The organism is Streptomyces sp. NPDC085944 (assembly GCF_040686295.1).
Taxonomy (GTDB): domain Bacteria; phylum Actinomycetota; class Actinomycetes; order Streptomycetales; family Streptomycetaceae; genus Streptomyces; species Streptomyces salinarius.
This window is the reverse complement of record NZ_JBFBJX010000006.1, coordinates 101,436-122,164: the sequence shown is the minus strand read 5'-3', so window position 1 is coordinate 122,164 and position 20,729 is coordinate 101,436. Positions and strand designations below refer to the sequence as shown.

18 protein-coding genes are annotated in these 20,729 nt (G+C 71.9%); 9 read left to right on the top strand and 9 right to left on the bottom strand.

Features of this window, described 5'->3' with window-relative positions; all coding sequences use genetic code 11:
* Positions 1–115: 115 nt before the first annotated feature.
* Positions 116–2,461 (bottom strand): immune inhibitor A domain-containing protein, encoded by a 2,346-nt coding sequence (locus tag AB0P07_RS13650; protein ID WP_365549503.1) that lies wholly within the window; start codon positions 2,459–2,461, stop codon positions 116–118.
* A 434-nt stretch (positions 2,462–2,895) separates the two neighbouring features.
* Here AB0P07_RS13650 and AB0P07_RS13645 point away from each other — a divergent pair, with 434 nt between their 5' ends.
* Positions 2,896–3,189, top strand: a complete 294-nt coding sequence (locus tag AB0P07_RS13645) for a hypothetical protein (RefSeq protein WP_365549501.1) — start codon at positions 2,896–2,898, stop codon at positions 3,187–3,189.
* Between the two features lie 3 nt (positions 3,190–3,192).
* On the opposite strand, the gene AB0P07_RS13640 is transcribed toward AB0P07_RS13645, so the two are convergent.
* Complete coding sequence (locus AB0P07_RS13640; protein ID WP_365549498.1) at positions 3,193–3,954, bottom strand: RDD family protein; 762 nt, start codon at positions 3,952–3,954, stop codon at positions 3,193–3,195.
* A 287-nt stretch (positions 3,955–4,241) separates the two neighbouring features.
* Positions 4,242–5,744: an RDD family protein gene (locus AB0P07_RS13635; protein WP_365549495.1), complete on the bottom strand. Its 1,503-nt coding sequence runs from the start codon at positions 5,742–5,744 to the stop codon at positions 4,242–4,244.
* A gap of 269 nt (positions 5,745–6,013) precedes the next feature.
* Here AB0P07_RS13635 and AB0P07_RS13630 point away from each other — a divergent pair, with 269 nt between their 5' ends.
* Entirely contained in the window at positions 6,014–6,451 is a 438-nt protein-coding gene (locus AB0P07_RS13630) for an SsgA family sporulation/cell division regulator (RefSeq protein WP_365549493.1), read from the top strand.
* 13 nt (positions 6,452–6,464) lie between these two features.
* Here AB0P07_RS13630 and AB0P07_RS13625 read toward each other — a convergent pair whose 3' ends face one another.
* Complete coding sequence (locus AB0P07_RS13625; protein ID WP_365549490.1) at positions 6,465–7,913, bottom strand: FAD-linked oxidase C-terminal domain-containing protein; 1,449 nt, start codon at positions 7,911–7,913, stop codon at positions 6,465–6,467.
* 115 nt (positions 7,914–8,028) lie between these two features.
* On the opposite strand from AB0P07_RS13625, the gene AB0P07_RS13620 reads away from it, so the two are divergent.
* Positions 8,029–9,453 carry a tetratricopeptide repeat protein gene (locus tag AB0P07_RS13620; protein ID WP_365550306.1) on the top strand — a complete coding sequence of 475 codons (1,425 nt, stop codon included), beginning with the start codon at positions 8,029–8,031 and terminating at the stop codon, positions 9,451–9,453.
* 12 nt (positions 9,454–9,465) lie between these two features.
* Here AB0P07_RS13620 and hppD read toward each other — a convergent pair whose 3' ends face one another.
* A complete protein-coding gene (gene hppD / locus AB0P07_RS13615) occupies positions 9,466–10,611 on the bottom strand; it encodes a 4-hydroxyphenylpyruvate dioxygenase (RefSeq protein WP_061444457.1) in 1,146 nt (381 codons plus the stop codon).
* A 133-nt stretch (positions 10,612–10,744) separates the two neighbouring features.
* Here hppD and AB0P07_RS13610 point away from each other — a divergent pair, with 133 nt between their 5' ends.
* Genes AB0P07_RS13610 through AB0P07_RS13590 form a run of 5 tightly spaced genes read left to right on the top strand, consistent with a single transcriptional unit; the run spans position 10,745 to position 15,047 of the window.
* Positions 10,745–11,242, top strand: coding sequence for an Lrp/AsnC family transcriptional regulator (locus tag AB0P07_RS13610; RefSeq protein WP_365549487.1), 498 nt, complete (start codon positions 10,745–10,747; stop codon positions 11,240–11,242).
* Positions 11,243–11,277: 35 nt separating this feature from the next.
* The gene (locus tag AB0P07_RS13605) at positions 11,278–11,925 is read left to right on the top strand and encodes an ABC transporter permease (protein WP_061444455.1); all 648 of its coding nucleotides are present in this window, start codon (positions 11,278–11,280) and stop codon (positions 11,923–11,925) included.
* Between the two features lie 7 nt (positions 11,926–11,932).
* Positions 11,933–13,207, top strand: coding sequence for a betaine/proline/choline family ABC transporter ATP-binding protein (locus AB0P07_RS13600; RefSeq protein WP_365550303.1), 1,275 nt, complete (start codon positions 11,933–11,935; stop codon positions 13,205–13,207).
* On the top strand, positions 13,204–14,082 hold the full coding sequence (locus tag AB0P07_RS13595) for an ABC transporter permease (RefSeq protein WP_365549483.1): 879 nt from the start codon (positions 13,204–13,206) through the stop codon (positions 14,080–14,082). The genes AB0P07_RS13600 and AB0P07_RS13595 overlap by 4 nt, the downstream gene beginning before the upstream one ends.
* Positions 14,079–15,047, top strand: coding sequence for a glycine betaine ABC transporter substrate-binding protein (locus AB0P07_RS13590; protein WP_365549480.1), 969 nt, complete (start codon positions 14,079–14,081; stop codon positions 15,045–15,047). Before AB0P07_RS13595 ends, AB0P07_RS13590 begins: the two co-directional genes overlap by 4 nt.
* Positions 15,048–15,065: 18 nt before the next feature.
* Here AB0P07_RS13590 and AB0P07_RS13585 read toward each other — a convergent pair whose 3' ends face one another.
* Positions 15,066–15,845, bottom strand: a complete 780-nt coding sequence (locus AB0P07_RS13585) for a S16 family serine protease (RefSeq protein ID WP_365549478.1) — start codon at positions 15,843–15,845, stop codon at positions 15,066–15,068.
* A 144-nt stretch (positions 15,846–15,989) separates the two neighbouring features.
* Between AB0P07_RS13585 and AB0P07_RS13580 the strand changes: the two genes are divergently transcribed.
* Positions 15,990–16,232, top strand: coding sequence for a hypothetical protein (locus tag AB0P07_RS13580; RefSeq protein ID WP_365549475.1), 243 nt, complete (start codon positions 15,990–15,992; stop codon positions 16,230–16,232).
* A gap of 55 nt (positions 16,233–16,287) precedes the next feature.
* Here AB0P07_RS13580 and AB0P07_RS13575 read toward each other — a convergent pair whose 3' ends face one another.
* The 3 genes from AB0P07_RS13575 to AB0P07_RS13565 form a co-directional block, all read right to left on the bottom strand.
* Positions 16,288–16,947: a helix-turn-helix domain-containing protein gene (locus tag AB0P07_RS13575; RefSeq protein WP_365549472.1), complete on the bottom strand. Its 660-nt coding sequence runs from the start codon at positions 16,945–16,947 to the stop codon at positions 16,288–16,290.
* Positions 16,948–17,244: 297 nt separating this feature from the next.
* The gene (locus AB0P07_RS13570; protein ID WP_365549469.1) at positions 17,245–19,041 is read right to left on the bottom strand and encodes a DEAD/DEAH box helicase; all 1,797 of its coding nucleotides are present in this window, start codon (positions 19,039–19,041) and stop codon (positions 17,245–17,247) included.
* A gap of 213 nt (positions 19,042–19,254) precedes the next feature.
* A complete protein-coding gene (locus AB0P07_RS13565; RefSeq protein ID WP_365549466.1) occupies positions 19,255–20,715 on the bottom strand; it encodes an MFS transporter in 1,461 nt (486 codons plus the stop codon).
* Positions 20,716–20,729 lie beyond the last annotated feature (14 nt).

The following is a 20,729-nucleotide window of genomic DNA, read 5'->3' as shown; positions in this document are numbered from 1 at the left end:
TCCGGGCACCGGGCCCGGTGTCAATAAGAGAACCACAGGACGCACCTAAACACGGATCGGCGGCGACCCGCCAGGGGGTCACCGCCGATCATGCTCTGACCTGGGCAGATGCTATTTACCTGCCCGCGGGGCCAACCTCGAGCTCGATCGTCGAGCCGTTCTTGGCCTCCTTGAGGATCTTGATCTTCGTGTTGGTGTCAGTGATCTTGACACCGCCGGTCGGGTTCGCCGGGTCGTAGTAGTCGTTCTTGCGGTCGTTGAAGACCGAGACGCCCTTCGAGCCCGGGACGTACTTCGCGACGTCCGCCTTGTGCAGCGTCATGCCGTCCGTGCGGTAGCGGCTGAACGGCGCGTCGTACGACTGCATGCGGTTGCGCATGATCGTGCCGTCCTTCCACTTCAGCGCGGTCGGGTGCGAGTCGATCGGCAGGACCAGACCGGTGCCGGGGTGCTGGCTGGTGTTGTTGTCCGCCTGGGAGGTGTCCCACTTCCAGATCAGCAGGCCGTTCTGGTACGCGTAGTGCTCGACCCAGTTCGGGCGCTCCGAGAAGCCGAAGTTGTACGGGCCGACCTCGAGGGTCTTGTCGTACGACACGTACTGGCGGTTCTCGGCGATGTAGTACTGCGCGTAGTCCTTGGTGAAGGACGCGCCCTTGCGGGTGAAGCCGTCCGCCGTCCAGGCGGCGTCCTCGGTCTCCGCGTCGTCGGAGAAGAGGGTCTCGCCGTCGGCCGTCACCGCGATCTCGTCGGCGGCGAAGCCCTTCATGGCCAGCCCGCCGTCGGTCTGGTAGCGGAAGCGCAGGTCGATCTTCTTGCCCGCGTAGGCGTCCAGCGGGTAGACGAGCTTGCCGTAGGCGTCCACGGTGGCGCTCAGGGCGGGCTTGTCACTGCCGTCGCGCTGGATCGGCTTGCCGTCGAACGTGCCGTCGACCGCGGTCCAGTTGGCGCCGCCGTCGGTGGACACCTCGGTGTAGAGGTAGTCGTAGTCGGCCTCGATGTCGTACCAGCCGTCCAGGGTGAGGGAGGCGGACGACTTGCCGGTGAGGTCGACGCTGCGGGTCAGCGTGTTGCTGAGGTCGTTGCCGCTGCCGCTCCACCACTGGGTCTCGCCCTGCGCGGGGGGAACGATCTCGGTGGTGACCGCCTTCTTCGGCAGCTCCACGACCAGGCCCTGCTTGTGCTTGGTGTTGTACTCGGCCAGGCCCAGCTTGTGCCACGAGTTGACGCCCGCCTTGGCGGTGTCGTAGTTCAGCCAGCCCAGCTGGAGCTTGTCCCAGGCGGTCATGTCGCCGGGCAGGTCGCCGATCTCGTTGCGGCCGGTGCCCAGCCACGAACCGGACGACATCAGCGTCCAGAACCCGGTGGAGTTGTCGCCGCCGTTGGTGTCGTAGAGGTCCGGCAGACCGAGGTCGTGGCCGTACTCGTGCGCGTAGACGCCGAGTCCGCCGTTCTCCGGCTGGATGGTGTAGTCGCCGACCCAGATGCCGGTGTCGCCGATCTGGGTGCCGCCGAGCTTGTTGTCGGCCGGGCCGGTGGCACCGGCGTCGGTGCCGAAGGCGTACCAGCGGTGGGCCCAGATGGCGTCGTCGCCCTGCGCGCCGCCGCCCGCGGACTCGTCCTCGCCGGCGTGCACGATCTGGAAGTGGTCGATGTAGCCGTCGGGCTCGTTGAAGTCGCCGTCGCCGTCGAAGTCGTAGCGGTCCCACTGGTCGTACTGGGTCAGCTGGGACTTGATCTGGGCGTCGGTGCGGCCGGCCGCCTTCTGGTCTGCGACCCAGGCGGTGACACCGTCCTGCACCGCGAACCAGGCGCAGTTGTCCGGGGAGCACTTGTTGGAGCCGTAGCGGGCCTCGTTGTAGGGGACCTTGACCCAGTCGGCGACCTCGCCGTCGACCGAGTAGCGGCCGGACGACTGCTTCTCGTAGTACGTCTTGACCGAGTGGACGCCCTTGCCGGAACCGAAGTACAGGTCCTGGTAGTGGTCCCGGTCGTAGTCCTCCTGCCAGGCCGTGGAGTTGTCCTCCTTGCGCTTCGGCTTGGCTATCTCGTTGTGCAGCGGGCCGGGGGTGCCGCCGTAGCGGCTGTCGACCTGGTCGCCGAACTCGACCAGGATGGTGAAGATCTTGTCGGTCTTCTCCCGGCCCAGCTCGACGTACTTGGCGTCGCCCTTCTTGCTCTTCAGCTGGACGACGTTGGAGCCGTCCTTCTTCTTCACCGACGCGTTGCCGGAGATGACCTGCTTGAGGGCCTCCTCACGCTGGGCGGCCTGAGTGTCGCTCAGGGGGCCCTTGAGGTCGTGGGAGCGCGAGGTCTTGTCCGGGCTGGGGTCGTGGCGGTTCACGGCCTCCGGCCGGGACGGCGAGTCCGCCTGCGCCACGCCGGCCGCGGAGAGCGTGGCGGTCGCGGTGGCGAGGGCGATGGTGGTCGCCGCCGTTCTGAACGTCCAGGGTCTTCTGGTCACTTGATTTCCTCCCCCGCGTTCACGCGCGCGGAAGGGGGGACAAAGACAGAGCAAGTCCGCGCACACGTGATCAACGCGTGTTGTCAAGTGACGACATTTGACTAGAGGTTCGGCAGAAAAGACAGACCTTGACTTGAGCAGAACAAGTGCACTATGCGGAGCCGCGGTTCGCTTTGCGGACACCGGATCGTGACCTTCGCGGGATCCGGCGGACCCCGGCCGGACCCGGCGGGCGCGCGGGACCGCCCACTTCCGGTACGTCATGAATCCGTGCGCCCCCCGTGCATCGGCCGTGCCGGTTAGGTCGTGCTTACCGCCGTTCCCCCTCGGGCACACAGCGGGTTAGAGTCACTTGGCGGAACGCCCGGAGACCGGCGGAAAGCCAGGCCGACAGCACGTCCAGCCCCTGATCGCCTTCCGAGGACACGATGGCCATGCCCCGTCCGACTGCCGCACAGTTCGCCTACGGTTCGTGCACCGTGATCTTCTCGACACTCGCCATGCTGCTGCTGTCGCAGACGAGTTCGGGTCCCGGAGTCGCTCTCATCGCCGTCGCGGCCCTCGCCCTCGGGCTGCTGGTCGCCATGACGGTCCCGCTGCCCGGGAGCCGCACGGTGACCGCCACGCCGGCCCGGCGGCTCGCCGACGACACGGAGCCGGTACGGGTGCCCGCGCCGGCCCGCGTCTCCGCGGGCGCGGGCGAGTCGACGCGCGGGCGGGCCGCCTGACCGTCAACGGGCGCTGACCACGACCGTCTTGGCCGCCTTGTCGTGCAGGCCCTGTTTGTAGGGCTTGTCGAAGAAGCTCCAGCCGCCCGCGATGATCGTCCACACGCAGGCGCAGCAGAAGGCGAACGGGATCCACAGCACCAGGGCCCGGATCAGCGACGTCTGCACCGTGGGCGTCGCCCCGTCGGCCAGGTTCGCCACCCGCATCCCGAGCCACTTCTTGCCGAGGGTCTGGCCCGTCTTCGCGGTCATGTAGGTGTCGTACGCGATGTAGAGCACGGCGGCGATCACGGACTGCCCGAAGGACTTGCCGACGGAGACGTCGTCGCCGTTCACCGTGTACTCCTGGACGTTGAACGCCCAGCTGAGCAGCCAGACCACGATGCCCACGAGGATCATGTCGACGATCCGCGCGAGCGTGCGCCGCCCGCTGTCGGCGAGGGGGGGCATCCCGGCCAGCGGATCGGTGGGGTAACCGCCACCGCCGTACGGGTCCCCGCCGTAGGGGCCGCCGCCGTACGGGCCGCCACCGCCGGGGGGCGGGGCACCGTACGGGCCGCCACCACCGGGAGGCGGGGCACCGTACGGGCCGCCACCACCGGGGGGAGGAGCATCGTAGGGACCTCCTCCGCCGGGGGGCGGGGCGCCGCCGTGAGGACCCCCGCCGCCGGGAGGCGGGGGCGGGTTGTCGTAGGGGTTCTTCCTCAGCGGGTCGTCGTCCGGCGGCTGCTGCCCGCCGGCGCCGGGGGGCGGTTCGCTGCTCATGTCCCGAGTCGAACCCGGAGTCTCCTACGGCGCATCCGCCGAGGGCCGTCCGGTGGACGGGGGTGCGCCGTTCGGGGGCGGGGTGCGGGTTTCGTCGGCGGGCGCGGGTGCGTCGTGGTTGCTCGCGCCCACTGGGCGGAGCCGCATGTCCGACACAGCCCCGCGCCCCTTGCAGGGGCGTCCAGTGCACGTACCTCGGGGGCGCGGGGAACTGCGCGACCAGCCCACCACGCACCCGCACCCGCACCCGCAGACGAGACCCGCGCTCCCCTCACCCCACGGCCAAGCTAGCCCGCGACAAACGTACTCGCGGCCTTGTCGTGCCAGCACTGGTGCCAGGGGCGGTCGAACAGGCACCACACGATGCCGACCACGCCGACGGCCAGGAGGCCCGGGACGCTGTAGACCAGCCAGCGGCGCAGGGCCGCGCCGAAGGACGGCGGCTCGTGGGCCTCGATGTCCCGCACCTCCAGGCCGAGCAGCTTCTTGCCCAGGGTGCGGCCCCACTTGGCGGTGGGCAGCGCCTCGTAGACGACGCCGAAGAGCAGCAGGACGGCAAGCACGATGCCCAGGTAGGTGGACGTCGTGCCGTCCAGCAGCCAGACCGTGACGGTCTCGCCGGAGAGCTTCGCCTGGTCGATCTTGTCGTTGACGTGGTCCGCGGCCTTCATGCCGAGCGGTACGGCGGCCACGGCGGTGACGCCCGCGAGGACGACCGTGTCGATCAGCCGGGCGGCCAGCCGTTTGCCGAGCCCGGCGGGCCGGGCGGCCGCCTGACGCCGGGCGGCGGCCTGGAACACGTCCTCGACCGGCGGCTTCCACGGAGCGACGGGCGGCTCCTGCCCGCCCGACCCGGCCAGCCGGTGCACCTGCTGGGCCCAGGAGGCCTGCCCCCCACCGGGACCGCCGGCCGCGACTGGCGCGGGCTGCGGCGGGGACGCCTGGTGCGGAACCGAAGGGGTGGCAGGGGCGGCGGGCGCCTGCGGCGCGGGAGCCTGCGGCGCGGCGGCCCGGGCGGCGGCCGCCTTGCCGGCCCCGAAGCCGGGGCCGGAACCGGAGCCGGAAGCGGGCGCTGGTCCGCCGGACTGCGGGCCCGTGCGCGGGGTGACCGCGCGGAAGGTCATGGTGCCCTCGTCCTCCGCGGGGGCGGGAGAGCCGCCCGGCGCCGGCGAGCCCTGCGGGCCCACCGCGGGACGGCGGAAGACGAACGTGCTGCCGGCCTGGATCTCCCCCTCCGCCTCGCCGGAAGCGGAAGCCGAGGCGGGGCCAGGCGCAGGGGAAGGTGCAGAGGCAGGCCCCGGCGCAGACGCGGAGGCAGCCGGGGAAGCCGACGCAGGGGCAGACGCGGCGGCCGCGTCACCCTGCCCGCCCGCCTCCGCGGCACCCTCCGCGGACGGTGCCGGCTGCCGGGTGTGCGGGAGCCTCGGGTCCGCGCCCCGCGCCGGGCCCGGCCAGGCCACGCGCTGGTCCGGGGCGTCGGCGGAACCGGCCGGACCGGAGCGGTCGGCGCCCCAGGCCGTGGCGGACTTTGGACGGCTGCCGTGCTGGGACGCGGCGGGCGGCGGGTCCTCGACCGGGTCCTCGTCGAAGAAGTGCGGTCCGGTCTCCTCGACGGAGGGCCGCGCGCCGGGCGGAGGTGCGAGCGGCTCGCCGTCCTTGGGGGCGGGCCTGCTCGTGCCCGCCACCCAGGAGGCGCCGTTCCAGTACCGGACGTATCCGGGAATGGACGGGTCCGGGTAATACCCTTCGCGGGGCCTGTCGTCGCCGGGGGCCGGGGTTGGGGCGCTCATGTCCGTCGTCCCGTATCTGCTCGGGGGTTGATAGAGGGGCTCCAACATCTATCAGACGGGGGCATCGCGCACCGCCGGTCCCGCCGTACCCACCCCTTTCCGGGCAACCTCGTGCGGGGACCTTCACACCCGGACGCCCGGGCACCCGCTCACCGGGGCTCCCACCAAACCGGGGTTCGGAAAGAAGTTCCGCGAACCCGCGTAATGCTCCGGCCGCCGGCCGCTCTGTCTGGGCAAGGACCGTACGAGACACGGGAGAGGAACCCGCCATGCACACCGACCCCACCGGCCCCACCCGACCCTCCGTCGTGGAGCGCGAGCTGGAGCTGCGGCTCATCCTGTCGCCCGAACACGGCGTCCCGGTACCGGCCAGGCTCGCCTACCACACCGACGACCCCTACGCCGTCCACGTCACCTTCCACATCGACTCCGGCCACCCGGTGCACTGGACCTTCGCCCGCGACCTGCTGGTGGAGGGCGTCTTCCGGCCGTCCGGGCACGGGGACGTGCGGGTGTGGCCGTCGAAGGCGGAGGGCCGCAGCGTCGTGCTGATGGCGCTGAGCAGCCCGGACGGCGACGCCCTCCTGGAGGCGCCCACGCCCCAGGTGTCGGCCTGGCTGGAGCGGACCCTGCGGGCGGTGCCGCCGGGGGCCGAGGGCCGGCGACTCGGGATCGACGACGGGCTGGCCGAGCTGCTCGCCCGGTGAGGAACCCCCGCGGTCAGAACAGCTTGCCCGGGTTGAGGATGCCCAGCGGGTCGAAGACCTGTTTGACGGCCCGCTGCATCTCCAGGCCCACCGGGCCGATCTCCCGCGCCAGCCACTCCTTCTTCAGGACACCCACGCCGTGCTCGCCGGTGATGGTGCCGTCGAGTTCCAGGCCGAGGGCCATGATCTCGTCGAAGGACTCCCGGGCCCGCCGGGACTCGTCGGGGTCGGAGGCGTCGAAGCAGACGGTGGGGTGGGTGTTGCCGTCGCCCGCGTGGGCGCAGACGCCGATGGTGAGGCCGTACTTCTCTGCGATCCGGTCGATGCCCTCCAGCATGTCGCCGAGCCGGGAGCGCGGCACGCACACGTCGTCGATCATCGTGGTGCCCTTGACGGCTTCGAGGGCGGTGAGGGCCAGGCGCCGGGCCTGGAGGAGGAGTTCGGACTCGGCGGCGTCCTCGGCCGGGACCACCTGGGTGGCGCCCGCGGCCTCGCACAGCGCGCCGACGGCGGTGAGATCGGCGGCCGGGTCGGTGGTGTCGAAGGCGGCCAGCAGGAGCGCCTCGGTGGTCTCCGGCAGGCCCATGTGGGCGAGGTCGTTGACCGCCCTGACGGTCGTACGGTCCATCAGTTCGAGGAGGGAGGGGACGTGTCCCCCCTCCATGATCCGGCAGATCGCGTCGCAGGCGGCAGACGCGGAGGCGAACTCGGCGGCCAGCACCAGCTGCTCGGGCGGCTTGGGGCGCAGCCCGAGGACCGCCTTCACGACGATGCCGAGGGAGCCCTCGGAGCCCACGAAGAGCCGGGTGAGGTCGTACCCGGCGACGCCCTTGGCGGTGCGGCGGCCGGTGGACATCAGGCGGCCGTCGGCGAGGACGACGTCGAGGCCGAGGACGTACTCGGCGGTCACCCCGTACTTGACGCAGCACAGGCCGCCGGAGGCGGTGCCGATGTTGCCGCCGATGGTGCACATCTCCCAGCTGGAGGGGTCCGGCGGGTAGGAGAGGCCGTGTTCGTTCACCGCGCGGGAGAGCGCCGCGTTGACGACGCCCGGTTCGACGACGGCGACGCGGTCGACCGGGTTGATCTCCAGGATGCGGTTCATCTTCGTCAGGGAGAGGACCACGCAGCCGTCGGTGGCGTTGGCCGCGCCGGACAGGCCGGTGCGGGCACCCTGCGGGACCACCGGGACGCGCAGCTCGGTGGCGGTGCGCATGACGTGCTGGACGTCCTCCACGGTGCGCGGCAGGACGACCACGGCGGGGGCGCCGGCAGGGCAGAAGCTCGCCATGTCGTGGGCGTAGGAGGCGGTGACGTCGGGGTCGGTGAGGACGGACCCGGCGGGCAGCCCGGCCAGCAGCCGGTCGACGAGGGTGTTCCCGTCGGCGAGGGGGCTGCCGGGCGTGCTGTCGACCGTCGCGGCTGCGTCGTCTTCGTCGCGAGGCGCTTCGATACGGCTCATGATCACAGCGTCGCACCCGGGGCCATCGGTGTGAACCCCGTGGGCGGCACCCGTAGCCTGCCCAGTGTGATCGTCGTATTGGCGCACAGTGAGCGCCATGAACGGCACGAACGCCATGGACGCCACGGACGCCACGCGGGGACGGACCGGAGGCGGCCGGTCGCCGCGCCGCAGGCGCCGCGCGCTGATCGCCTGCGTCGCCGGGGCCGCCGCACTCGGCGGGGTCCTGGTGCTGTCGGCGCCCTGGGACGGGCGTGACGCTCCCCCGCCCGCACCGGGGCCCGCGGCGCTCGCGCGGGGCGCGGTGACCACGGGTGTGCCCGCCGCGCTGCCGGACCTGGCGGCGCTGATCGGCGACCGGGAGACCCATCTGCGGGCGCATCCGCTGGACGGGGCGTCGTGGGCGGTGCTCGGCGCGGCCTACGTCGAGCAGGGCCGCCGGACGGCGGACGGCGCGAACTGGCCGAAGGCCGAGAAGGCGCTGCGCACCTCGCTGAAGACGGGGCCGAAGCGCAACCCGCAGGCCCTGGAGGGGCTGGCGGCGCTGGCGGTGGCGCGCCGGGACTTCCCGGCGGCGAAGAAGTGGGGCGAGAGCGCGGTGAAGGCGGCGCCCAAGCGGTGGACGGCGCACGCCGTACTGATCGACGCGTACACCGGGCTCGGCGACGACAAGGGCGTGGGCCGGGCCCTGGACAAGGTGATGGAGCTGCGGCCGAGGACTCCCGCCGTGGGCGCGCTGGCCGCCGCCGTCTACCGGAACCGGGGCTGGCGGGAGGACGCGGCGGCGCGGATCTCGGACGCGGCGGCGAAGGCGGAGGCACCGGCCGAGCGGGCGGCGTACCTGGAGCAGGCCGGGCGGCTGGCGTTCGAGCGCGGGGACCGCGAGGAGGCGCTGCGGTTCTTCCAGGAGGCGCTGCGCACCGACCCCGACCAGCGGGCCGCGCAGGCCGGCCAGGGCCGGGCGCTGGCGGCGCTGGGCCGCACGACGGAGGCGCTGTCGGCGTACCAGGCGGCGCTGGCCAAGCGGCCCGGTCCCGAGTACGCGCTGGAGCTGGGCGAGCTGTACGAATCGCTGGGCCTCGGGCAGGCGGCGCGGGTGGAGTACGACCTGCTGCGCAAGCGGGCGCGGGGCGCCGAGGAGGCCGGGGCGGACGAGGCGCTGATGCTGGGGCGGCTGGAGGCGGACCACGGCGATCCGGCCGAGGCGGTGCGCCTGCTGCGGGCGGAGTGGGGGCGGCAGCCGGGGATCGCGGTCGCCGACGCGCTGGGCTGGGCGCTGCACCGCACGGGTGAGGACGAGGAGGCGCTGGAGTTCGCGACGATCGCGACCGACGGCGACAAGGGCGGCGGGGTGCGCAGCGCGCTGTACGTGTTCCACCGGGGCGTGATCGAGCGGGAGCTGGGGCAGCCGGGACCGGCGCGGCGGCATCTGCGGGAGGCGCTGACGATCAACCCGTACTTCTCGCCGCTGCGGGCCCCGGAGGCGAAGCGGGCCCTGACGGAGCTGGGCGAGCCCCCGCTGGAGGGCCCGCCCGACTGACGCCCGTGCGGGTCAGAGGTTGCCGCGCTTCTCCTGCTCGCGCTCGATCGCCTCGAACAGGGCCTTGAAGTTGCCCTTGCCGAAGCCCATGGAGCCGTGGCGTTCGATCATCTCGAAGAAGACGGTCGGCCGGTCCTGGACCGGCTTGGTGAAGATCTGCAGCAGGTAGCCGTCCTCGTCGCGGTCGACGAGGATCTTCAGCTCGCGCAGGACGTCGACCGGCACCCGGGTCTCGCCGGCCCACTCGCCGAGCGTGTCGTAGTACGAGTCGGGGGTGTCCAGGAACTCGACGCCCGCCGCCCTCATCGCCCGGACGGTGGCCACGATGTCGTTGGTGTTCAGCGCGATGTGCTGGACGCCGGCACCGCCGTAGAACTCCAGGTACTCGTCGATCTGGGACTTCTTCTTGGCGATGGCGGGCTCGTTGATCGGGAACTTGACCTTGAGGGTGCCGTCCGCGACCACCTTGGACATCAGCGCGCTGTACTCGGTGGCGATGTCGTCGCCCACGAACTCCTTCATGTTCGTGAAGCCCATGACCTTGTTGTAGAAGCCGACCCACTCGTTCATGCGGCCGAGTTCGACGTTGCCGACGCAGTGGTCCACGGCCTGGAAGACGCGCTGCTCGGGCGGGGCGACCATCGGCTTGGCGGCGACGTAGCCGGGCAGGTAGGGGCCGTCGTAGCCGGTGCGCTCGACGAGGGTGTGCCGGGTCTCGCCGTAGGTGGCGATGGCGGCGAGGACGACGGTGCCGTGCTCGTCCTTGACCTCGTGCGGCTCGGCGAGCGAGCGGGCGCCGTGCTCGACGGCGTAGGCGTGGGCGGCGCGCGCGTCCGGGACCTCGATGGCGAGGTCGACGACGCCGTCGCCGTGCTCTGCCACGTGCTGGGCGAGGAAGGTGCCCCAGTCGGTCGCGGGCTTGATCACCGAGGTGAACACGAAGCGGGCGGAGCCGCTCTCCAGGACGTAGCTCGCGGTCTCGCGGCTGCCGTTCTCCGGTCCGGAGTAGGCGACCAGCTTCATGCCGAAGGCGGTGGAGTAGTAGTGCGCGGCCTGCTTGGCGTTGCCCACGGCGAAGACGACCGCGTCCATTCCCTTGACCGGGAAGGGATCGGCCTGCCGGGCGGTGTCGGGAGTGTGGTGTGTGGTCTGCGTCATAGCCGCAGGTTCTCCCGCCTCCGCAAGGTGCGCAATAGTTTGCGTTTTCACTGGGCAACCTGACCAGTGATACGGCGGTTGTGCCGGGCGATGTGTACAGGATGACCAGCCAGGAGAGTGAGGGGTGAGGGGCGTGGCGGGTACGGGCGACGGGATCGACCGGCTGGACGGGCGGATCATCGGCCTGCTGGCGCGGGAGCCGCGGATCGGAGTGCTGGAGATGTCCCGGCGGCTGGGGGTGGCGCGCGGCACCGCGCAGGCGCGGCTGGACCGGCTTCAGTCGAACGGAGTCATACGCGGCTTCGGTCCGGAAGTGGACCCGGCGGCCCTCGGCTACCCGGTGACCGCGTTCGCCACGCTGGAGATCCGGCAGGGTCAAGGGGCCGACGTACGGGCGCACTTGGCGACGGTGCCGGAGGTCCTGGAGCTGCACACCACGACCGGCACCGGGGACATGCTGTGCCGGCTGGTGGCCCGCTCGAACGCCGATCTCCAGCGGGTGATCGACCGGGTTGTCGGTTTTGATGGCATCGTCCGGGCCGCCACGGCGATCGTCATGGAGAACCCGGTTCCGCTGCGGATCATCCCGCTGGTGGAGCAGGCGGCCGCGGACAGCGGCGGACACGACTGAGGCCGGGCCGGCCCCGAACCCGGAGGTGAGCGGATGTGAACTTCTGGGACTACCTGGGCGATCGCCACCAGCAGCTGCTCGCCGACGCCTCCCAGCACGCCAGCGCCGTCTTCCAGTGCATGGTGGTGGCGACCCTGCTCGGGGTGCTGATCGGCGTGGTCACCTACCGCAGCGAGTGGGCGGGGAACCTGGCGACCCTGTCCACGTCGACGATCCTCACCATCCCGTCGCTGGCCATGATCGGTCTGCTCATCCCGATCGTGGGCCTCGGTGTGCCGCCGACGGTGACGGCGCTGACCCTGTACGGGCTGCTGCCGATCGTGCGGAACTCGATCGTGGGCCTGCGCGGGGTCGACCCGGCGCTGGTGGACGCGGCCAAGGGCATCGGGATGTCGCGTCCGGCGCGGCTGCTGCGGGTGGAGCTGCCGCTGGCCTGGCCGCCGATCCTGACCGGCATCCGGGTCTCCACGCAGATGCTGATGGGCATCGCGGCGATCGCCGCCTACGCCTCCGGGCCGGGCCTCGGCAACGAGATCTTTCGCGGGATCGCCTCGCTGGGCAGCAAGAACGCGCTCAACCAGGTCCTCGCGGGCACGCTCGGCATCATCGTCCTGGCCCTGCTGTTCGACGCGGCGTACGTGCTGCTGGGACGGCTGACCATTCCGAGGGGGATCCGTGTCTGAGACATCCGTGTCCGGCTCCGCTTTTGACGACGGCCGCGGTGCGGCGACGGACAGCGCCACCGGCGCGACCATCGAGCTGGAGGCGCTCACCAAGCGCTACCCGGGCAGTCCGCAGCCCGCCGTCGAGAACGTGTCGATGGAGATCAAGGCCGGGGAGACGGTCATCTTCGTCGGCCCCTCGGGCTGCGGGAAGTCCACCACCCTGAAGATGATCAACCGGCTGATCGAGCCCAGCGGCGGCCGCATCCGCATCAACGGCGAGGACGTCACCGACATCGACCCGGTGAAGCTGCGCCGCAAGGTCGGCTACGCGATCCAGTCCTCCGGTCTCTTCCCGCACATGACCGTCGCCCAGAACATCGCGCTGGTGCCGAGGATGATCGGCTGGTCCAAGGCGCGGATCAGGTCCCGGGTGGAGGAGATGCTGGACCTGGTCGGCCTGGACGCCGGGGAGTTCCACGGCCGCTATCCGCGCCAGCTGTCCGGCGGCCAGCAGCAGCGGGTGGGCGTGGCGCGGGCCCTGGCGGCCGATCCGCCGGTGCTGCTGATGGACGAGCCGTTCGGCGCGGTCGACCCGATCACCCGGGACCACCTCCAGGACGAGCTGATCCGCCTCCAGCGGGAGCTGCACAAGACGATCGTCTTCGTCACCCACGACTTCGACGAGGCGATCAAGATCGGCGACCGGATCGCGGTGCTGCGCGAGCGCTCGCACATCGCGCAGTTCGACACCCCGGAGGCGATCCTCACCAACCCGGCGGACGACTTCGTCTCCGGCTTCGTGGGCGCGGGCGCCGCCCTCAAGCGGCTGAACCTGACCCGGGTGCGGGACGTCGGCATCACCGACTACCCGACGGTGACGGTGGAGGACCCGCTCCAGCACATCTTCGACCGGCTGCGGGAGTCGGGCACCAACGAGATCCTGCTCCTGGACCGGCGCGGGCGACCCTACAAGTGGCTGCGGCGCGGCGACCTGATGCGGGCCAAGGGCTCGCTGGCGCGGGCCGGGACGCTGGTCCACGACACGGTGACCCGGGACGCCACGCTGCGGGACGCGCTGGAGGCGGTGCTCACCGACAACGCGGGGCGGGTCGCGGTCACCGGGCGGCGCGGCGCGTACGAGGGCGTCGTGGACATGGAGACGCTGATGAACTCCGTGCACGAGATGCTGGAGGCCGACCGGCTGGACGCGCTGGAGCACCAGCACGACCTCGAGGAGACCCGGGCCGCCCAGACGCACACCGAGCAGGAGGGCTTCGGCGGGGTCGGAGGCCGCGCGTGAGCGGCTCCTCCCGGCCCGTGCCCGGGCGGCGTCCCGACGGCGAGCACGAGGTCAAGGGGCTCGCCTTCCGGGACGAGGGCACCGGGGCGGGCGAGGAGGAGACCGAGACTCCCCCGCCTCCCCCGGCGCCGGCGGGCTCCCGGGTCGGCTGGCGCAAGCTGACCTTCCTGCCCGTCGTCCTGATCGCCGTACTGCTGGCGACCTGGCTGTGGTTCCGGCAGGCCGACCTGGACGCGCTCACCCGCAACGCCCTCGGCAACGGCCAGGTCACCAAGGCGCTGTGGCAGCACGTCCAGCTCACGGTGATCTCCACCTTCTTCGTGCTGATCATCGCGATCCCGCTGGGCATCCTGCTCACCCGGCGGATGTTCCGGAAGGCCACCCCGTTCGCGATGGCGTTCGCCAACATGGGCCAGGCGACGCCGGCGATCGGTCTGCTGGCGCTGCTGGTGATCTGGCTGGGCATCGGCCGCCGGGCCGCCCTGATCGGCATCATCGTCTACGCCGTCCTGCCCGTGCTCTCCAACACCATCGCCGGCCTGAAGGCGAACGACCCGACGCTCCTGGAGGCGGCCCGCGGCATCGGCATGTCCCCCCTGGGCGTCCTGACCCGGGTGGAACTCCCCCTGGCCGTCCCGCTCATCCTGGCCGGGGTGCGCACGGCGCTCGTCCTGAACGTCGGTACGGCGACGCTGGCGACCTTCGGCGGCGGCGGTGGCCTGGGGGTGCTGATCACCACCGGTATCACCAGCCAGCGGATGCCGGTGCTGGTGCTGGGCTCGGTCCTCACCGTGGCCCTGGCGCTGCTGGTGGACTGGCTGGCCTCGCTGGCGGAACTGCTGCTGCGGCCGCGGGGGCTGGAGGTGGGCACATGAGGCGACGCGTCTGCTGGACCCTGGCCGCGGTACTCCTGGCGGCTCCCGCCGGCTGCGGGCTGACCAGCGGCTCCCCGATGGTCGACGACGTGGAGCCGGGCACCATCGGCAGGGGGAAGCCGCTGGAAGGGGCCGGTCTCACGGTCACCTCCAAGGAGTTCACGGAGCAGCTGATCCTCGGCGCGATCATGGGCATCGCCTTCGAGGCGGCCGGCGCGGAGGTGCTCGACCGCACCGGCATCCAGGGCTCGGTCGGCACCCGCGCGGCGGTGGAGAACGGCGACGCCGACGCCACCTACGAGTACACGGGCACCGCGTGGATCACGTACCTGGGCAACAGCAAGCCGATCCCGGACCCGGAGCAGCAGTGGAAGGCGGTGAAGGAGGCCGACGCGAAGAAGGGGCTGACGTGGCTGCCGCCGGCCCGCCTGAACAACACGTACGCGCTGGCGATGAACCAGGCCAACTACAAGAGGTACGGCACGAAGACCCTGTCGCAGGTGGCCGAGCTGGCGAAGTCCGACCCCGGCGCGGTGACGCTGTGCGTGGAGGGCGAGTTCGCCAACCGCGCGGACGGCCTGCCGGGCCTGGAGAAGGCGTACGGGATGGACATCCCGGCGGGGAACATCACGCAGATGGACACCGGCATCATCTACACCCAGACCGCGAAGGGCGCCTGTACGTACGGCGAGGTGTACACCACCGACGGGCGGATCAAGTCCATGAACCTGGTGGTGATGGCGGACGACAAGAAGTTCTTCCCGAACTACAACGCGGCGCCCATGGTCCGCACCGCCACCCTGAAGAAGTGGCCGGCCATCGCGTCCGTCCTCGACCCGGTCACCAGGGCGCTGACCAACGACGTGGCGCAGACCCTGAACGCCAAGGTCGACGTGGACGGCGAGGACCCGCACCAGGTGGCGCTGGACTGGATGAAGGAGAAGGGCTTCGTGAAGGAGGGGTGAGAGGGGCGTTCCCGGCCGTCAGCAGGCGGGAACACCGCCCTTCCCGCTCTCCAGCGCCTTCAGCGAGTCGACCGCGCCCTTGAGGGTGGTGACCGGGATCAGCCGCAGCCCCTTCGGCAGCTCGGCCTGCGCGTCGGAGCACTCCGCCTCGGGCACCAGGAAGACGGTGGCCCCGTCCCGCCGGGCGGCCTGCGTCTTGAGCGGCACCCCGCCGACGGCGCCGACCTTGCCGTCGGCGGTGATGGTCCCGGTCCCGGCGACGACCCTGCCCCCGGTCAGATCCCCGGCGGCGAGCTTGTCCACGATGCCGAGCGAGAACAGCAGCCCGGCGCTGGGCCCGCCGACGTCCTCCAGCCGCAGCCGCACGTCGACGTCGTCCCGGTCCATCCGGAGGTACCCGAGCGCGGCCGCGGTCGCCGAGTCCTGGGACTGCTTCATCTGCTCCTGGTTGTACTCCTCGATCTCGCTCACGTCGTCGCCGCTCGGGTAGACGGCGTCGCGCGGCATCACGGCCCGGTCGGTGTCGAACCAGCTGCCGAGCACGTCCCCGAGACGGATACTGGCGTCCGGCCCGGTCGCCTCGATCGTCGTCATCCGCAACTGCCCGCTGGTGTGGTGCGTCGGCGCGCCGCTGATCGTGATCACCTCGTCCCCCCGGTTCTTGCCCAGCACGTCGGCCGTCAGCCCCGGCTGCGCCACGGAGAACGGCAACGGCGCGAACACGGCGGTCGCGAGCAGCGCCACGACGGGCACACCGCAGACGGCGAGAAACTGGGGACGCGTGAGACGAGAGAGCACGGAGTCAATCTAACGCGAGCCTGCCCCGGCATCAGGAGCGCGTCCTCGGGCCGGCCGGAGCGGCGAGGGCCGCAGGCATCACTCACCCGTCGCGGCCGGCACTCCGGGTGTGACCGACACGGCATCGCGGGTAGCCGAGCGCACATGAGCCTTCCGTTACCGCTCAGGTTGCTGTCGTTGTTCCTCTTGGCGTTCGTGGGAGGGGTGCTGTACCTGCACTTCGGCAAGGAAGAGGAGTGGAGCAGTTCCCTGCTCGTCGGTCTCGTCGCGGCCCCCCTCGTGGTGGCCCTGTGGAAGTTCCGGCACTGGTCCACGGACCGCGCCGCAGAAGCCGGCCGGAACCGGCGCAAGGCTCGTGAGGAGCGCAGGCGGGCAAGCGGCGCCTGACCTGCCTGCGTCTTCTACGCGACACGCGCCTGACAACGGCCCGTGCCGCCGGACGTCACCGCAGCGCCTCCGCCACCTCGCGGGCCGCGTGCATCACGCGTTCGCCGACGCGCTCCGGGACGACGTCCGCCAGCATGACCACGCCGACGCTGCCCTCCACGCCGGTGACGCCGAGCAGGGGGGCCGCCGCGCCGCAGGCGCCCGCCTCCAGTTCGCCGTGGGTGAGGGTGTAGCCGGGGGTGTCCTCGTCCTCGCCGGCGGGCCGGGGCGGACGGCGGGCGGACAGGATGGCCTTGCCTGCGGCGCCCCGCTCCAGGGGGTGGCGGAAGCCCGCCCGGTAGGCGACGTGGTAGTCGGTCCAGGTCGGCTCCACGACCGCGACGGCCAGGGCCTCGGCGCCGTCCACCAGGGTCAGGTGGGCCGTCGCCCCTATGTCCTCCGCCAGGGCCCGCAGGGCCGGCATCGCCGCCTCGCGGACGAGGGGATGGACCTGGCGACCCAGGCCCAGTACGCCGAGCCCGACGCGGGCGCGGCCGCCCAGGTCGCGGCGTACGAGTGCGTGCTGCTCCAAGGTGGCGAGCAACCGGTACACGACGGTCCGGTTCACGCCCAGCTTGTGGGACAGCTCGGTGACGGTCAGCCCGTGGTCCGTATCGGCCAGCAGTTTGAGGACCCGCAGTCCCCGGTCGAGCGTCTGAGAGGTCTCCGCGGTCACGACGCCCACTCCTTAGTGGTGAGGTCGGCGACCCTCTTCGCGGGGATGCGTCACCGAGTCCCGTCAGTGACGCGCTGGAGAGGCCGCCGATCGGCTGACGGCCCTGCTTTGTCGCGGGCCCAGTCGCTTTCACGGCTGCGCTCCGCGGCGGCGCTGCCACGGGGCGTGTGCGTAGCGGGACAGTAACGACCAGGTCCGCTCAGCGGAAGGCTCCGTCCAGAATCCGGGCACCAACCGTTATCGACTGCCGGTGTTTGTCCCGGTACGTACCGCACACGCCTCCGGCGCCGCACGGCGTCACTTCATGCGTGTCGCCCACTCCTGGACCTTGGCGATGCGCTGGCGCAGCTGTCCGCCGGTCGCCTCGGCGCTGGGCGGGCCGCCGCACACGCGGCGCAGCTCGGTGTGGATGACGCCGTGCGGCTTGCCGCTCTGGTGGACATAGGCGCCGACCATGGTGTTGAGCTGCTTGCGCAGCTCCATCAGCTCCTTGTGGGAGACGACGGGGCGGCGGTCGGCGGGCAGTTCGAGCAGGTCGGCCTCTTCGTCGGGCTTCTTCCGGCTGTGCGCGATCTGCCGGGCCTGCCGCTTCTGCAGCAGCAACTGCACCTGGTCGGGCTCCAGCAGCCCCGGGATGCCGAGGTAGTCCTGCTCCTCCTCACTCCCCGGGTGGGCCTGCATGCCGAACTCGGCGCCGTTGTACATGACCCGGTCGAAGGTGGCCTCGGACTCCAGCGCCTCGAAGGCGAACTGCTCCTGCTCGCCGGTGTCCTCGTCCTGCTCCCGGTTCGCCTCCTCCATCTCCTTCTCGGACTCGGCGTAGGGGTCCTCCTCGCCCTCCTTCTTGGGCCTGTCGAGGACGTGGTCGCGCTCACGCTCCATCTCGTTGGCGAAGGTGAGCAGGTCCGGGACGGTGGGGAGGAAGACGGAGGCGGTCTCGCCGCGCCGCCGGGACCGTACGAAACGGCCGACGGCCTGGGCGAAGAAGAGCGGGGTGGAGATGGTGGTCGCGTAGACGCCGACCGCGAGGCGGGGGACGTCGACGCCCTCGGACACCATGCGCACGGCGACCATCCACCGGTCGGTGCCCTGACTGAACGCGTCGATGTTCTTCGAGGCGCCCGCGTCGTCGGACAGCACGACCGTGGCCTTGTCGCCGGTGATCTCGCGGATCAGCTTGGCGTAGGCGCGGGCCGAGTCCTGGTCGGCCGCGATGACGAGCGCCCCGGCGTCCGGGACGGCCTTCCTGACCTCGGTCAGCCGCTGGTCGGCGGCGCGCAGCACGGCAGGCATCCACTCGCCGCGCGGATCGAGCGCGGTACGCCAGGCCTGACTGACGGCGTCCTTGGTCATCGGCTCGCCGAGCCGCGCCGCGATCTCGTCGCCCGCCTTCGTGCGCCAGCGCATGTTGCCGCTGTAGCTCATGAAGATGACGGGGCGCACGACGCCGTCGCCGAGCGCGGAGCCGTACCCGTACGTGTAGTCGGCGGCGGAGCGGCGGATGCCGTCGTTGCCCTCCTCGTACGTGACGAAGGGGATCGGGTTGGTGTCCGAGCGGAAGGGCGTGCCGGTGAGCGCGAGGCGGCGGGTGGCGGGTTCGAACGCCTCCAGGCAGGCCTCGCCCCAGGACTTGGAGTCACCTGCGTGGTGGATCTCGTCGAGGATGACCAGGGTCTTGCGCTGCTCGACGCGGTTGCGGTGCAGCATGGGGCGTACGCCGACGCCCGCGTAGGTGATGGCGATGCCCTGGTACTCGCGGCTGAGCGGGCCCGCGCTGTACTCGGGGTCGAGCTTGATCCCTATCCGCGCGGCGGCCTCGGCCCACTGCTTCTTCAGGTGCTCGGTCGGCGCGACGACGGTCACCTGCTGCACGACGTGGTGGTGCAGCAGCCAGGACGCCAGCGTCAGCGCGAAGGTCGTCTTTCCGGCGCCGGGGGTGGCGACGGCCAGGAAGTCCCGGGGCTGGTCCTGGAGGTACTTCTCCATCGCCCCCTGCTGCCAGGCCCGCAGCTTGCCGGCGGTGCCCCAGGGGGCACGGCCGGGGAAGGCCGGGGACAGGTGGTGCGAGGTGCTGGAGCTGGCGGTGGTAGTCACGGTCTCCGAAGGGGGTAGAACGGCTCGGCCACGTATGACAACCGGGCCACCCTACCGGCGGGCCGACGCGATCAACGCGCGCACGGGGGCGGGTCACCCCCGGGTGGGACGGACGTCACAACCGCCCCGGGCGTGCACCCACGGCTCACCCCCCGCCGCAGCCGCTTCGCACCCACGGCTCACCTCTCCCGCAGCCGCTTCGCCACCCGCGTCTCACCTCTGCCGCAGCCGTGTCGCCACCCACGCCCCCGCCAGCGCCACCGCCGCCATCGGCAGGAACACCGCCGCGAACGCCGCCGGGTGGGAGCCGGTGGCCTCACCGGCCTTGGCTGCCGCATGACTGACGGTGCCGCCGCCGAGGGCCGCGAAGGCCGCGCCGCCGACGGACAGGAGGACGACGTTGGAGAGCCCGTCGGAGATCTGGAGGGCGGCGGAGTTGGCGCCGGCCTCCTCGGGGGCGGAGAGCTTGAGCAGCAGCACGCTGGTGGAGGAGATCACCAGCCCCATGCCGAAGCAGCCGAAGCCCCAGGCGACGGCCACCGTCCACGCCGGTACGGCGTCGATCAGCACGCTGGGCGCCGTGGCGACGGCCGCCGCGACCAGCACCATGCCGAGGCTCATCAGGCGCTCCCGGTACGGCTCCAGGCGCGGCCGGGACTGCAGCCACGAGCCCCCGGCCCAGGTCGCGCCGCCCGCCGCCAGGGAGAGTCCGGCGAGGGTCGGGCTGAGCCCGCGCTGGGTGACCAGCATCAGCGGGACGAAGGACTCGGCGGCGATGAACGACCCCGCGGCCACCCCGCGCAGCAGCACCACGGAGGGCAGCCCGCGCGCCGCCCGGTAGGTGCCGCGCGGCAGCAGCCCGAGCACGGCGGGCACGAGCAGCGCCACGCCCACCGCTGCGGGCAGCAGGGCGATCGGGCGCAGGTCCTGGGCGGCGTACTGGAGCAGGCCCGCGCCCAGCGAGATGGCCAGGGCGAGACGGATGCGGCGCCGGTCGAAGGAGGCCGACGCGTCCCCTGCCCCGACGGGACCCGCCGCGCGGCTGCGTATCTGCGGCAGCGCGAGGGCCAGCGGGACGACGACCAGCACGGGGATGCCGACGAACACCCAGCGCCAGCCCAGGTGCTCGGTCACCGCGCCGGCGGCCAGCGGCCCGACGACGGACGGCACGACCCAGCCCGCCGCGAAGGCCGCCATGATCGCCGGTCGCAGCCGCTCCGGGTAGGCCCGCCCCACGACGACGTACAGCGCGACGATCACGAGCCCGCCGCCGAGCCCCTGCACGGCCCGGCCGAGGATGAAGAGCCACATCGCCCCGGCCGTCCCGGACAGCACCAGTCCGGCCGCGAAGGCGGCGATCCCGGTCGTCAGCGGCGCCAGCGGCCCGCGCCGGTCGGACCACTGACCGGACAGCACCATCCCGAACAGGCTGGTCGTGAAGTACCCCGAGAACGCGAACGCGTACAGCGACACCCCGTCCAGCTCCCGCGCCGCCACCGGCATCGCGGTACCGACCGCCGTCGCCTCGAAGGCGATCAGCACGATGACGGAGACGATGCCGATGCTCAGCGCCCGGTAGGCACGGCTCAGCACGGTCTCGTCCGGGACGGCGGTGGCGAGGAAGGGCTCGGCGGGGACGGCGATGTCGGTGTCGCGGGGCTCAGGGACGGTCATGGTCGCCAGAGTAA

Excerpts from the sequence above, each read along its gene's own strand:
- AB0P07_RS13645 (WP_365549501.1), top strand. The coding sequence starts at position 2,896 with ATGCCCCGTCCGACTGCCGCACAGTTCGCCTACGGTTCGTGCACCGTG.
- AB0P07_RS13640 (WP_365549498.1), bottom strand. The coding sequence starts at position 3,954 with ATGAGCAGCGAACCGCCCCCCGGCGCCGGCGGGCAGCAGCCGCCGGAC.
- AB0P07_RS13635 (WP_365549495.1), bottom strand. The coding sequence starts at position 5,744 with ATGAGCGCCCCAACCCCGGCCCCCGGCGACGACAGGCCCCGCGAAGGG.
- AB0P07_RS13630 (WP_365549493.1), top strand. The coding sequence starts at position 6,014 with ATGCACACCGACCCCACCGGCCCCACCCGACCCTCCGTCGTGGAGCGC.
- AB0P07_RS13625 (WP_365549490.1), bottom strand. The coding sequence starts at position 7,913 with ATGAGCCGTATCGAAGCGCCTCGCGACGAAGACGACGCAGCCGCGACG.
- AB0P07_RS13620 (WP_365550306.1), top strand. The coding sequence starts at position 8,029 with ATGGACGCCACGGACGCCACGCGGGGACGGACCGGAGGCGGCCGGTCG.
- hppD (WP_061444457.1), bottom strand. The coding sequence starts at position 10,611 with ATGACGCAGACCACACACCACACTCCCGACACCGCCCGGCAGGCCGAT.
- AB0P07_RS13590 (WP_365549480.1), top strand. The coding sequence starts at position 14,079 with ATGAGGCGACGCGTCTGCTGGACCCTGGCCGCGGTACTCCTGGCGGCT.
- AB0P07_RS13580 (WP_365549475.1), top strand. The coding sequence starts at position 15,990 with ATGAGCCTTCCGTTACCGCTCAGGTTGCTGTCGTTGTTCCTCTTGGCG.
- AB0P07_RS13565 (WP_365549466.1), bottom strand. The coding sequence starts at position 20,715 with ATGACCGTCCCTGAGCCCCGCGACACCGACATCGCCGTCCCCGCCGAG.